The organism is Ureaplasma parvum serovar 3 str. ATCC 27815, from assembly GCF_000019345.1.
Taxonomy (GTDB): Bacteria; Bacillota_I; Bacilli_A; order Mycoplasmatales; family Mycoplasmoidaceae; genus Ureaplasma; species Ureaplasma parvum.
The window spans coordinates 665,895-680,954 of sequence record NC_010503.1 but is presented as its reverse complement, the minus strand read 5'-3'; the positions used below and the strand labels follow the sequence as shown (position 1 = coordinate 680,954).

The 15,060-nt window shown below is 25.9% G+C and carries 9 protein-coding genes; 8 read left to right on the top strand and 1 reads right to left on the bottom strand.

Annotated elements, in window-relative coordinates:
• Positions 1-3: 3 nt before the first annotated feature.
• From UPA3_RS02915 to gatB, 3 genes are read left to right on the top strand one after another with little or no spacing between them, the layout of a single operon-like run.
• Positions 4-288 (top strand): hypothetical protein, encoded by a 285-nt coding sequence (locus tag UPA3_RS02915; protein ID WP_006688729.1) that lies wholly within the window; start codon positions 4-6, stop codon positions 286-288.
• On the top strand, positions 278-1,711 hold the full coding sequence (locus UPA3_RS02910) for an amidase family protein (protein ID WP_006688421.1): 1,434 nt from the start codon (positions 278-280) through the stop codon (positions 1,709-1,711). Before UPA3_RS02915 ends, UPA3_RS02910 begins: the two co-directional genes overlap by 11 nt.
• 2 nt (positions 1,712-1,713) lie before the next feature.
• Positions 1,714-3,147, top strand: coding sequence for an Asp-tRNA(Asn)/Glu-tRNA(Gln) amidotransferase subunit GatB (gene gatB / locus UPA3_RS02905; protein WP_010891814.1), 1,434 nt, complete (start codon positions 1,714-1,716; stop codon positions 3,145-3,147).
• 48 nt (positions 3,148-3,195) lie between these two features.
• Here gatB and UPA3_RS02900 read toward each other — a convergent pair whose 3' ends face one another.
• Positions 3,196-9,987: an FtsX-like permease family protein gene (locus UPA3_RS02900; RefSeq protein ID WP_012316980.1), complete on the bottom strand. Its 6,792-nt coding sequence runs from the start codon at positions 9,985-9,987 to the stop codon at positions 3,196-3,198.
• 269 nt (positions 9,988-10,256) lie between these two features.
• Here UPA3_RS02900 and rplK point away from each other — a divergent pair, with 269 nt between their 5' ends.
• The 5 genes from rplK (at position 10,257) to UPA3_RS02875 (ending at position 15,040) form a co-directional block, all read left to right on the top strand.
• Positions 10,257-10,718, top strand: a complete 462-nt coding sequence (rplK, locus tag UPA3_RS02895) for a 50S ribosomal protein L11 (protein WP_196792401.1) — start codon at positions 10,257-10,259, stop codon at positions 10,716-10,718.
• Positions 10,719-10,720: 2 nt separating this feature from the next.
• A complete protein-coding gene (rplA, locus tag UPA3_RS02890; RefSeq protein WP_006688527.1) occupies positions 10,721-11,410 on the top strand; it encodes a 50S ribosomal protein L1 in 690 nt (229 codons plus the stop codon).
• A gap of 139 nt (positions 11,411-11,549) precedes the next feature.
• Positions 11,550-12,434, top strand: coding sequence for an energy-coupling factor transporter ATPase (locus UPA3_RS02885; RefSeq protein WP_006688425.1), 885 nt, complete (start codon positions 11,550-11,552; stop codon positions 12,432-12,434).
• The gene (locus tag UPA3_RS02880; protein WP_006688554.1) at positions 12,422-13,723 is read left to right on the top strand and encodes an ATP-binding cassette domain-containing protein; all 1,302 of its coding nucleotides are present in this window, start codon (positions 12,422-12,424) and stop codon (positions 13,721-13,723) included. The genes UPA3_RS02885 and UPA3_RS02880 overlap by 13 nt, the downstream gene beginning before the upstream one ends.
• Positions 13,724-15,040 (top strand): energy-coupling factor transporter transmembrane component T, encoded by a 1,317-nt coding sequence (locus UPA3_RS02875; protein WP_006688626.1) that lies wholly within the window; start codon positions 13,724-13,726, stop codon positions 15,038-15,040.
• Positions 15,041-15,060 lie beyond the last annotated feature (20 nt).

Sequence of the window (15,060 nt, the reverse complement as noted above, 5' to 3'; positions counted from 1 at the left end):
AAGATGAGTTATAATTTACAAAAATTAATGTCATCATGCATGTTTATATTAACTGATGATGAAATTAAACAGGTTGAAAATCGTTTAAATAATTTATTTAATGAAATTAAAGTTTTTGAGCTTTTTAATTTACAAAATATAACACCTTTTGAAATTATTAATAAATCCTTTGATAATTTTTTACGAGAAGATGAAATTAATTCTTGTGTAGGTAATAATAGCGAAGAAGTTCTAAATAATTGCCTAAAAGTAATCGATCATTATGGGGTATTAAAAAATGAAAAATAAAACTATTTTAGCGCTTCATAATCAAATTAAAAAACGTGAAGTTAAAATTTATGATTTGATTAAAAAATCGATTGATCATGATTTAAAGATTAAAAATTTAAATGCAACTTTAGCAAATAATTATGAACAGGCATTGAAACAAGCAGCTTTTTTAGATGAAAAGATTAGTAGTGATAATTTAGAAATTGATTATTTATTTGGAATTCCATATTCTTTAAAAGACAACATTTCAACTAAGAATATTATTACAACAGGTGGTTCATTGTTTTTAAAAAATTACAATCCTCCATATGATGCGACAGTTAAAACATTATTAGATCAAAAACAAGCAATTTTGTTAAATAAATCAAATTTAGATGAATTTGGTTTAGGAGGCACTGGTACTGATTCAGCATTTGGCCCTGTAATTAATCCATTAAATCCAAAACATGTTAGCGGAGGTTCTTCATCTGGTAGTGCTGTTTTAGTTCAACAAGGCGTTGTACCTTTTGCAATTGCTACAGATACAGGAGATTCTGTTCGTCGCCCCGCTTCAATTATGGGTATTGTTGGTTTTAAACCGTCATATGGTCTTATTTCGCGTTATGGCGTTTACCCCTTTGCTCCTTCTCTTGATCATGTTGGAATTTTTACAAATAATATTTTTGATACGCAAATTGTTTTTAATGCTCTTGCTAAGCGAGATTTTAAAGATTTTACAAGTCTTAGTTTTAAAACACAATCACTTTCAATGCTAAAAACAAAAAATAAATATAAGATTGGTGTTTTAAAACCTAGTTTTGATTTATTAGCATCAAAATATCAACAAGAATTAACTAATCTGATTGTTAAATTAAATGATGAGCATGAAATAATTAATGTTGATTATGATATTAATTTATTAAAGGCAATTAGTCCAGTTTATAAATTAATCGCTTTTAGTGAGGCTTATAGTTCATACTCTAATTTTACAAACATCACTTTTGGCAAACATGATATTGATTATGATAACTATGAGGATTTAATTATTAAAACGCGAACTTTATATTTAGGAACACAATTAAAACAACGTTTTATGATAGGTGCTTATGTTACTCAAGAAAGCCAGTTTGAAACTTTATTAGTTGCTGCTAAAAAAATGCGTACATTAATAGTTGATCAAGCTAAAAATTTATTTAAAAATTGTGATTTAATTTTAAATTTAGCAGTTCATGATATAAGTGAAACAATTGATGATGTTAACAACCAAAAGCCCACAACTAATTTAGTTGAAGATGTAATGCAAATTGCTAATTTTGGTGGTTTTCCATCAATTGTAATCCCCTTTTTAACAACTAAATTAGGAAATTTAGGTTTAAATTTGTGAGCAGATTACTTAAATGATAATAAATTATTAAATGGCGCTTATTTAATCAATAATTTACTAGGAAATGAGGAAAAATAATAATGCAAAATTTTGAAGTTATTATTGGTATTGAAGTGCATACTGCACTTAATACAAAAACCAAAATGTTTTCTAATGCAGCAACATCGCATAAGAGTATTCCTAACACTTTAATTAATGAAATTGATTTAGCATTGCCAGGTACATTACCAACTGTTAATCAAGAAGTTGTTCATAAAGGACTTTTTTTAGCAAATGCATTACACATGCGTACTAATCATCAATTTATTGCTTTTGATCGTAAGCATTATTATTATTTAGACTTACCTAAAGGATATCAAATTACACAAAATTATTTTCCAATAGGTCAGAATGGTTATATTCAAATCATTGATGAATATAATAATTTAAAACGAATACGTATCAAACAAATTCATTTAGAAGAAGATACAGCCAAACAAACTAATATAGGTAATCAAATATATTTAGATTATAACCGTGCAGGATGACCTTTAATTGAAATCGTTAGTGAAGCAGATTTACGAAGTGCACAAGAGACGGTTTTATTTTTAGAAGAATTGCGAAAAATTTTATTGTTTAATGATATATCAGATGCAAAAATGGAAGATGGATCATTACGTGTTGATGTAAACGTTTCAATTAGACCTCAAGGGGCTAAAAAATTTGGCACAAAAGTAGAAATTAAAAATATTAATTCTATTTCAAATGTTGCTAAAGCTATTGATTATGAGATAAGACGTCAATTAAATTTAATTTTACTAAATCAGAATGTTGAACAACAAACACGACGTTTTGATGATAATACGAATACAACGGTTTTTATGCGTTCAAAAAATGATGCTATTAATTATCGCTATATTCGTGAAGCAAATATTGCACCAATTCATCTAAGTGATGATTATGTAAAAAAAATGTTTTTAACTAAATCATGTAGTATTAATGATTTGCGTCAACAACTAGCACAAAAAGGTTTAGTTAGTTCTGCTATCGAACAGTTATTAAGTGATGGACCGTTGTTTAAAGCATTTAAATATGTAGACAAAATTGTTAATAATCCTTTAAGTGTTTATAAATGATTATGTTTGGAATTTATTGGTCTAATTAATAAAAATACGCAAAACATTGAAGAAATTACACCAGAATTATTGCAAAAAATTGCTAGAATGATCTTATTATTTGATCAAACTTTGATTAATGGAAAACAAACAAAAATAATTTTAGAAAAAATTTATTTGACAAATAAAGATCCTCAAATTCTAATTAAGGAATTAGGTTTTGAGCAAATTACTAATGAAAATGAAATTACTAAACTTTGACATCAAATTTTAGCTAAGAATCAAGAAATGTTATTACAATACAATGAACGCCCCGACCGTGTTGAAAAATTTTTTATGGGTGAAATAATGAAATTAACTAAAGCACAAGCGAATCCAACCATTTCTTTTAATGTTTTAAAAAAAATCTTACAAAAATAAAAACAAGCAATTAACATTAAAAAAAAGACGGTCTTTACGGCCGTCTTTTTAATTATTAAATTGGTTTAAAGCTTTTGGTAAATTTAGTTTTTTTGTTTTATATAACATTTGTAATCAAGCAAATAATAATACAATCCCGACAAAACCATAACTAATTACAAAGATTCATCAAGGGATAGAAGCTACTAAAACAATATTAAAAGCAGCAAAGATTGCTAATTTATAAATATGAATAATTCCAAAAGAAAGCGGTGTAGCAATAAGAATATTTAATAATCATACGATTGGATAAATAAACATAAAATTATTAACATTTCTAAAATCACGCATTCCTAATACTTTCATAATAGCAATTAAACGCCGTGATTCATTAGCTAGTGTTGAAGCTACTAGAATAATAATAATGACAAGTGATGGAATAATAGCAGTAATGATATTTAATAATAATGTAAATGATGTTTTATCAACTACTGAAGCAAATATTTCGTTTTCAATATTAGCATCAACTGCTTTAAATGATGGTAAATTAGCTTCTTTTCCAAAAATTTTTCCTATTTTCTTTAATAATTTATCTAAATTAATTTCTGAAAAAGGTTCTCAAGTAATTTTATTTTTATCGAAACTAGCATTTAAAATCGAATTAGCTAAATCTCAACTGTAATAAAAAATTCAGTAAATATTAATGCTTTGAACATTACCACCAATATTTTCTAATAAATTTTGTGGTCATGAATCAATTGCTGGTGATAGTCCAGTAGGTGAATAAAATGAAGCCATATTATTAAAGAAAATAGGTTCTTTTTCTTTTGTAAAGAATCCATTGAACTCGCGTTCTTCAATGATTGGATAACCATTTTCGATTTGAATCCGACGGCGATAATCATCAAAACCAATTAGTTTATTTGCAACTTTTTGATTAATAATTAATTGCTCATCCATTAAACTATCATTAATCCCAACAACTTTAAACTTAGTTTTATAATTCTCTGGTGTGTTATTAAATTTATTTGATAGACGTTTGATGTGATTATTAATTTGATATTCAAAAACATCATTAATCTTTAAATGATATTTTTGGGCGACAACTTTATTAATAATAATGTTGTGAATCTCATTATTAGGATCATCATTTTTAATTAGATCAATTAAATTAACACCCTGATCATTTATCAAACTTAGTTGAGTAGTAGGACTTGGTTTTCCATTAATAAATTTATTTTTTTCATAATTAATACCCAATATTTTAATTTCATTAGCAAATCTTTTTGTTTTTGTTTGCATTTTACCTAATAAGTATGTATATGGTTGTTGTACTTTTTCATCTTCAATATTAACAAATTTTAAACCGGCTTTATATTGTAAATAACGAGTTGTTTTGAAGGTGTACATTTGAGTAATTAAACGTAAAAATTCTGGTAAGAATTCTGCGGCGCCCTGCTCTGTTAACACGCCTGGTTTTTCATTGATTTTCCATTGCCCATTTTGTTTTATAAAGAAAGCATTTTCATCATTTTCACTTTTAGGTGGTAAACCATTTTTTGTTCATAATGATATTTGATGAATAATACCATTATCTTCAAAGTTAGGAACATCATATAATTTATTGATTTTTTTACCATTAATAATTTCATAACCAAAAGTTTTAAATGCTTCATCTAATAAGTGTTTTTCATTTAGTTCTGATCGAGCTATTGCTGTGATAGGTAAGAAAGTTTTTGCAAAAACTCAAGGGTTAAATTCAATGTTAACATCCGTTGCTTTAACACTAATATTTCCATCTAAAGAACTTTTTGAAATTACTTTACTATCAAAAAAACGAATATTTTGTAAGATTTCAGGTTGGGTACTAATTGATGGATAATAAACATTTGATAACATTTTGCCATAGACTGGATGATCAGTACCTAAATTTTTAATTTCACGCATTGCGTTATTGTATTTTAGAGACGAATAAGGTAAGCCATTATCTTTTGTTTTATCAATAGAATTAACGTTATCTAAGTATAAGTTTGTATCACTACCCTCTAGTGTTGCTGTACTAATTTGATAAACATAACCCTTTTCTAATTCATTATAATCTAAAATTGCAGTATCAGGTTCAACTAAAGAAGCCATTGCTTTTGTCATTATAAAAGGTATTTTTTTCTTATTAACAAATTCATTACCCATTGCTTTTAAAGTTAAATAAAGATTACGATTAGGAGTTAAGTAATCAATATTAATTTGCTTTTGATTATTATTGTTTAAACCGTAATAATTGTTATCAAAATATAAAATATTATTATTAAATTCATGTTGTTTATTATCATAAATTAATAAATCACTATTTGCGATTCGCATATCGCGTAATTGATAACTTTGTTGGGTATTAATTTTTAATTTTGTTAAGTCAAAAACTACTTCTTTTTCTTTATTAACAATACCATAAATTCGAAATTCATCATTTTGGTTAATTGTATAAGTCAAATAAACTTTTTGGTTAATTAGATTTTGTGGTAAATGATTAAAGTATAAATATGGTAATCTTCCATAATAATCATATAAATAACGTCCATTTTTGGAATAATCCAAATTTTTTAAATCATTACTTATATTATTTAAATCAACTCATGTATTTCCTTTATGGTTTATAACATTAACTAATTGATATTTTTGTTTTTGTTTTAATTGTGAAGGATCAAATACCAAGTATTGACCTAGAGTTTTTGCTTTTAAATAAGTATGTTGATTATTAGCATCAACATAATCTAAAATTACATCATTGTCATTAAAGTATGATTTTAGTAAATAGATATATTGTTTTTGATTAGAGTAAATAAAATGGCCTATCTTTCGATTATCTATATTTAATAATGATGGATTTAAATTTTGTGAATTAATTAAAACTCTATTTGTTTCTTGTTCATAAATACCTTCAAATTGAAAACTACCTTTAACAAGCTGATTAGTTTTAAAAGTGATTATTCCCTTATCATTAATAAGTGCTTCAATAATTACTTTTTGCTTTGTTTGATTATTGATATATACAACATTGACTTTTTTATTAACTAAATTTTTAATTTTAATTACAATCTTAACATTTTTAACAATTTGTTTTAAAGGAGCATATTCATTAGAAACACCCATTTCATCAAACTTTGAAATGTAATAAAATCCTCCCTGTTCTGTTGGTGAATATAAATCAACTGCATATTGATATTCACGTTTAGCATTAGTAATACTTGCTGACTGACTAAAATTATTTTTTGTTGTTGCAATAATAGAAGCAATAATAGAAAAAGAGGAAGCGATTACTAATAAAATCAACATTCTTGCTAAATTGGCAACAACATAAGTAGCTTTTAAAACTCGAATTGCACCAAATTTTAAAAAGATTGCTTTTGTTTTAATGATAAATTTATTGATTTTAAAACCTGCATCGCCTTTCATTGTCTCTGCGGTTGAATGTTTTAAAATATAATAAATTAACACCCAGCAAATAAAGCCTAAAATTAATGTTAAAGCAATTGGAATAGCAAAAATTCAACCAACACTAACAAATTGGTCTGGGATAGGAATTAATCAATATGAGCTAAATAAACGCATAATTAAGGGTTGAATTTCATAAGATATACTATAACCAATAATTAAAACAATTAAAGAAGGAATTGTATAAAAAGGAGCGAATGAAAATCAAACTTGTCATCTTGATACGCCTTGAGCTTGCATAGCACCGAACATGACTTTGTTTTTATTAATCATATTTTTAATACTTGAGGTAACAAAGTAGATTCCTAACAATAAGATTAAAACAATCAAACTAAGTGCAATTGCAATAATTAAATTCCTCAATTGTGTTAAAAAAAAGGTTCGTTTAACATAAATTGGATAAGGGTTATCCTTATCAGTTCTCTTATATATGTTACCTTTTTTAGAATCTAATAATTCTGATTTTATTTCATTATAAACATTATTTTTTTGTAATAAATTAAGATCATTAGTATTAACTTTTAGTGTGTAATACTCTAAAATTGGCACGCTTGCTGAAATAGTTTTAAGTTTAGCAAAACCTGAATCATTAACATATAAAACAGTTGATTTTTGTTTATTAATTAAGATGTCTGAGTCATTTATTGCTGGAAATAAAAATTCAGGACTATCTACAGCACCAATAATAAAGAAGAATTGGCCGTTAATTTCAATTTTATTAGCGGGGCTAACAACATAATTAATTCAACTATAATAATCTTTAGCAATTCTTTTTTTACGACCGTTTGGCAAAGTAATTTCACGATAGTTTGGTTGATCATCGATTATACGATATGGAAGTTTTAGTGCTTGTAAAAAATCTTCATAATTACCAATTTCTTTATAATTATTTATATTTTTTGTTGTTCTTTGATTAGCTTTAATATAAGATGTGCTTACGTATGCTAGATCTGAACTACGATTAATAATATTAATTGTAAACGGCAATAACAAAGCTTTTGATAAAACGTTTTGTGCTTGAATTGTATATCCATAAGGTGATTGCTGAAGTCGTAGAAAATAATAACGTTTAATGATTTTTGATAATCAAATTTTAAACATAGCATAATCTTGTGGATTATTTAAAGCTCACTGATCATAAACTGATTGCTGGTTTGTATTAATATCTTTAATACCTTTTTTAAAATTAATAATCTTTGCATAATCATTTAAATCTTGATCTAAAACATTAACTAAATTGTTTTTTTGATTTATTTGATTTTGTTTAATAATATTAATTAATTTTAAACGTGTTGGCAGATTTTTATTATATTTAACATTAATATAAGCTCGTTGATTTTTAACATAGCCGTTAAAATAATATTCTTTTTGGTCGCTATTACTATCTGCATTTTTATAAATAGCAACCACTTGTTCGCCATCTTGTCAATCTTTATGTTTTAAATTAAAAATCCATTCTTTATCTTGATATGGTTCAAAAATTTGTAGTAAATATTTTTTATAATCACTCATTTCTTTTAGATATTGAATTGATAATAATCATTCAGATTGATTAAATAAGATATTAAAAAATTGTGGAAGTTGATATATATTAATTAGTGATGTATTAATTCAAGGAGTATAATCACGCTCTTCAACTAGTAAATCTTTATCAGTATCTGGATCTTTTTCATAACTATTTTTTAAAATTTGAATGACTTTAATGTAATTTGAATAAAGGTCATAAAAGTTATTAATTTTATTTGAATTATCATCATTAATAAAAATTCGCTTAAATTTTTTATTTGGATTTTGACTATTTTTATTTTTTTCATTAATTTGCACCATATTATCAATTCATTGATTTCTTGGTGCAATTAAACCGTTTTGTGTATATGTTGGATTGCTTGCATTTGTGACAATAAAATTTGAATCACTTTTAACATCATTATAAATTGCTGATTCATGTTTGCGATAATAAATATTATAATTATTTAAAATCGAACGGAAATCTTGTTTAATTAAATCATTATATAAAAAGTGTTTAAATTTTGCTTGATCGAGATTTGCTGCTAATACTTTTTGTTCATTTTTTAATTGAATAAGTTCGTTATTAGAATAATTCGAATTTTGTAGAGCAATATTTATTTGTTTTAATTGCATCTCATAATCACGAATCTTATTTTTATTTTCAAGAGCTGATTTTTGTGAGTTTTCATAAAAAATATTTGTTTCTTCACGAATTTTAGCAATTAACAAGGCTTTGGCTTTTGCAATAATTTTTTGCACTTCTTCTATTTTTTTTGGATCGTCAATTAATTCTTTTGGAATTAAAACTTGGTTTTGAAATAAATCTAAATACTTCTGTTTATAGTTATCGATTTTTAATTCATTTATATAACGGTTTTTATCAATACCTTCATTTTTTAAATAATTAGCAAATAGTAGGTATTTTGTTGATAGTGTGTTAAAATCAACATGTAAATTCACACTATAAAAATCTTTATTTATCGTGTTAGTTTCAAGTGTATCAACAATGGCTTGAAATGTGCTTTGATAGTCTTTAAAATCAATTGATTGATTTGAACGATCGTTTAGTGTTTGAACAACTTGTTTTGAATAAAGATCTATATTTTTAATTAATACAGGATTTGTAAAATAAGATTTATTCTTAAATCCTAATTCTTTATATTTATCAAAGTTAAAAAAAGATTTAAATGGTTTATTTTTTTGGACAATTGCAGCATTAATTTTAAATGTTGTTTCATAATTACCGTTTGCTGATTTTAACGCCGGTGTTTTAAATAAAATATGCCCACCATCTAAATTTTGAAATCCTACTAATTGATTTTTAGAATTATGATATTCATAAACCAAATCATCATAATTGTTAGCAAAATTTTGATTATTTTCTTTATTGTTTTCAAATCAAAAAACAGTTTGTAATTTTAATTGATTAATTTTATTTCAATCGATATTTCCTTCAAGATTTAGTACATCTATTTTTTGATTGTTTACATTAGTTGGCCAAAAAAGGTTATGATTATGAAATGCATTATCAACTAGTTGTAAATAATTATTTGAATTTTTTAAAATATTTTGATTAAAAGTTGCTAATTGAATTAATTTTTCATTATGTTTTACAAGATTGTTGCTAACGTCAATTTCGTTGAAATTAATATTATCTTGCTCTTTTGTATCAATTAAAAAATCACTTTGTAAACCAATTTTTTTAATATCGCTTTGTGATTTTTGCAAACGTTGTACTGTAATCGTTGTTGCAACAATAACAACTGTTGAAACAATCATTAAAATTGAAAGTTGAGTTACTAAAGTTTTATTTTTAAAGAATAAACGCATCATATTCTTCATTAATAGAAACATTTTTTTCATATTAACTCCAAACTAAAAACAAATGTACAACTTGTGTTTATTTAAATCAGTATAATTTTATTATTATACCATCCTTCACCATTAAAACCAAGTATTAATAAAGTGATAGTAATTTTAAATTTTAATTGATTTTAAGTAAGTTGTATAGTATAATTTGATACGTGTAGTAACTTACTTACACAATTTATTAGCATGTGGAAGAGTTTTAAACTTGTTAAACCACGTAGCGAATATCTTAAATTTTAACTTAACAAATTAAGTAGAAAGAGGTGTTGCGTGTGGCTCCTAAAAAGAAAGAAGTTACAAGAATCGCAAAGTTAAATCTAATTGGTGGACAAGCTAAACCTGGTCCAGCATTAGCATCAGTTGGTATTAATATGGCTGAGTTTACTAAGTCATTTAATGATAAAACTAAAGACCAAAACGGTAAGGTTATCCCAGTAATTATTACAGCTTATAAAGATAAATCATTTGATTATGTTATCAAAACTACTCCCGTGACTTTTTTACTAAAAGATATTGCTAAAATCAAAAGTGGTGCCAAAGATCCTAAAAAGCAAACTGTTGCAACAATTTCAAAAGAACAAGCTTTAGAAATAGCTCGTTATAAATTGATTGATATGACAGCATATGATGAAGAAGCCGCTTTAAGAATGATTGCTGGTTCTGCAAAACAAATGGGAATTGTAATTGAAGGCGTAAGTGCATATAAAGAAAAGAAAGGTAACTAATCATGGCTAAAATTTCTAAAAAATTATTTGCTGCTTATGAAGGAATTGATAAGCAAAAAGCTTACCCATTATTTGATGCAATTAAATTAGCACAAGAGAAGTCAATTACTAAATTTGATGGATCAATTAATATCGCTATTAAATTGAATTTAGATACTACTAAAGTTGAACAACAATTACGTGGGTCAATTTCATTGCCAAACGGTAATGGTAAAAATGTACGAGTTCTTGTTTTAAGTGAAGATATTACCAAAGAAGAGGCTGCTTCAGTTGGTGCTGATTATTTTGGTGGAGCAGATTACATTCAAAATATTGAAAAGATGTTAAACCAAATTGATGTAATTATTACTAACCAAAAAATGATGCCATTATTAGCTAAATTAGGAAAAGTATTGGGGCCTCGTGGACTAATGCCTAATCCAAAAATTGGAACAGTTACAAATGATGTTCTAAAAGCTGTAGAAGAATTTAAAAGAGGTCGAATTGAATACCGTACAGATACTTATGGAAATATCCATATGAGTATTGGTCGTGTTTCATTTGAAACAACTAAAATTGAAGAAAATGCTAATGCATTATTAAACTTAATTAAATCAAAAAAACCAGCGACTGTAAAGGGTCAATATATTCAAAATATTGCTGTTTCACCTACAATGGGTCCTGGAATAAAAGTTGTTATTAATAATAATTAAATTTTTTATTTATAATAAAACATGTGAAAGGTGTTAGTTATCTAACACCTTTTATTTACCTATTTTTAATTGCCTTTATATATGTTTTATTAAAAAACATAATATAATATATAAATATCTTCTTTAAGGAGTTGATTAAATGAGTCATAATGATAAAAATACTCATAATTATCAAATTTCATCATTAGATAAGATTATTAATGATTCAAGTGTTGCCATTGAATTTGAAAATGTTTATTTTGCTTATACAGAAGAACGAATGATTTTAAAAAATGTTTCATTTACAATTAATGACAATGAATATGTTTGTGTTATTGGTCATAATGGTTCTGGAAAATCAACGATATCTAAGGTTTTAACAGGATTATTAAAACCTAAAAGCGGTGTAATTAAACTTTTTGGAATTGAGATAAGTGCTGCTAATTTAAAATATTTGCGAAATAATATCGGAATTGTTTTTCAGAATCCTGATAATCAATTTGTAGGTATTACGGCTGAAGATGATATTGCTTTTGGTTTAGAAAATCGTAAGGTTCCGCCAAATAAAATGTGAGATATTATTAATGATGCAGCTGTTGCAACGGGAATTGAAGATCTATTAAAAAAAGAATCACTTGAACTATCTGGCGGTCAAAAACAAAGAGTTGCAATTGCTTCTGTTTTAGCAATTAATCCTAAAGTGATTATTTTTGATGAATCCACAAGTATGTTAGATCCCAAAGGAAAAAATGAATTAAAAGAATTAATGGTTTCATTGCGTGATGTTGCAAAAAAAACAATTATTTCTATTACTCATGATATGGAAGAAGTAGTTAAAGCTGATAAAGTTATTGTCATGTCAAATGGCGAAGTTCAATATATAGGTACACCACAAGAAATTTTTGCTAATGAAGAACGTTTATTAAAAATGCAATTAGATATTCCATTTACATTAAAATTAGCAAAAACCTTAAAGGAAAAGGGGTTAAAAATTGATTTAACTTTGAATAATGAGGAGTTAATTGAAAAAATATGCAAAAATTAATGGATTATTTTTTCAAAAGAAAACTTAAAGTACCACGACCAATATCTAATGATATTAGTGTTCGTGTAAAAAATTTATATGCTGTTTATGATGAAAAACAAGAAAATCAATTAGTCGCATTAAATAATATTTCGTATGATTTTAAAAAAAATAAAATCTATTTTATTATTGGAAATTCTGGTTCTGGTAAATCTACGCTAGTTACTCATTTTAATGGATTAATGATCTCGCGTTATGGTTTCGTTCAAGTCGGTGATATTGTTTCTGGTGATCATTTTGATTTTGAACGCCAATTATTAGGAGTGATTGATTCATATGATAAAAAAATTATTAATTTATTATGACGGAATCAACTAGATCAATGGACCTTTCTAGTTTTATTTTCTAATGAAGTTAATATTCAACAAGCACGGATTTTGTTTGAAGCAAATTTTAAACAAAAACCAATTAGTTTAAAATTTATTAAAACAAAAAATAATCATGAATTAATTACAAATCCTTATGTAAGAGAAAACACTAAAATAGCAGTAGTTCGTGTTGATAAAAATGTTATATTAGAAATTAATGATAAGATGAATTATGAAGAGTTACAACGTTTTGAATTTATTAAAAAAGAAATTAAGACGAACTATCATTTATCAAAAAAAATAAAGCGGTTTAAAGAATTACGTAGACGTGTTGGTTTTGTATTCCAATTCCCTGAATACCAATTGTTTAAGGATACTATTGAAAAAGACATCATGTTTGGTCCAGTTAATTTAGGTGTAAAAAAAAGCGAAGCTAAAAAACGAGCTAAATTTTATTTAAATAAATTAGGTTTAGGAGATGATTATTTAGAACGCTCACCTTTTGGATTATCTGGAGGCCAAAAACGCCGAGTAGCAATTGCTGGAATTTTAGCAATCCAAAATGATATTTTAGTTTTTGATGAACCAACAGCTGGTTTAGATCCTGCAGGTGAACACGAAATGATGCAAATTATTTTAGATGCGAAAGCAAATAATAAAACAGTTTTTGTTATTACCCATACTATGGAACATGTGCTTGAAGTTGCTGATGAAGTGATTGTAATGGATGAAGGTGAAATTATTAAAACAGGGACACCTTATGAAATTTTTTTTGATCAACACATTATTAATTCAACTTCAATTCAAGTTCCTCGTGTAATTGCAGTTATTAATGAATTGATTAAAAAAGATCTTAAATATGAAATTCTAAAACAAAAACAACCACGCACAATTGAAGAGTTAGCAGATGCTATCATCGAATTTAAAAAAGGAGAAAAATAAATGAGTGCTAATGCTTATGTGTTTCGACGTTCACCAATTCATCGTTTAAATCCAGCAATTAAATTTATTTCTTTTATTTTATTAATTGCTATGATTTTTTTACCACTTGGCTTTTTTGCGCAAATGATTATTGGAATTTTTATTTTAATCGTCTTTTTTGTAGCTAAATTACCTAAGCGTACTTTATGAAATGTTTTTAAATCCGTCGTTATGTTGTTCATTATCCTACTACTTATTAATTGAATGACATATAAAGATCCTATTGCTATTTATAATGTCACAGATCAAGCTAAAGTAATTTTAGGTAATAATAGTTGAATTAATGGTCCTATTAATAGAAATTTATCATTTAATTTATTTTATAATGATATTTCATCAACTCATCCCCAAAATTTAGTTTCGAATATTTGAGGTGGAGAAATTAAAAATTATATTAGTCCTGAGATTATTAAAAAACTAATTGATAAACCCGATTATAATGTTGCTAAATTTTTAAATGAAAATAACGTAACTGTTAAAAAATTAGAAAGTACTTTTAATGCGTTAAACCAAGATGTTCGATTGAATAATTTTTATCCAATTTATGGTAATAGTACCTTAAAATCTGGAAAACTTGAAGTGCCATTAAGTCATTTATCATATTATATGTCAACGAATTTATGAAAGATCAATGGTATTAAATATCAAGGTTTAATTTTGTCAGGTGTAGGTGATCAATTAGGTAAGGCTCAAACCGCTTTATTTTATACACGAAGTCCTTTCGCTTTAAGTCCTATTGCTATTCAATTAGCTGTTTATATATCAATAAAAATTTTTTTAATGATAACCTTATCATCAATTCTAACAGCTACGACTTCATCTATTGAATTGACAAATGGTTTGGAAGATTTGTTAAGTCCTTTTAAAATTTTACGATTGCCTGTTGCTGAGGCTTCAATGATGATTTCAATTGCATTACGTTTTATTCCGTCATTATTAGATGAATCAAAAAGAATATTAAATGCACAAGCTTCACGTGGTGTTGATTTTAATAATGGCGGACCTATTCAAAAATTAAAATCATTAATTTCACTAGTTGTACCATTATTTTCAATTGCTTTTAAAAAAGCAGAAGATTTAGCAAATGCTATGGAAGCACGTTCTTATAACCCTCGTTATGCACGAACACGTTATCGTACTTTTCCATTAAACCTAGCAGATTATGCTTTATTTGGAATTTTGTGTATTCTCGTTGGATTTTTAATATCATTGGCCGTGATTAAATTTTATTTCACTCCATTTGGTGTATTTGAAGCAAGTGCATTGTTTGCTAAGTAATTTGATGAAATAACTTGTTA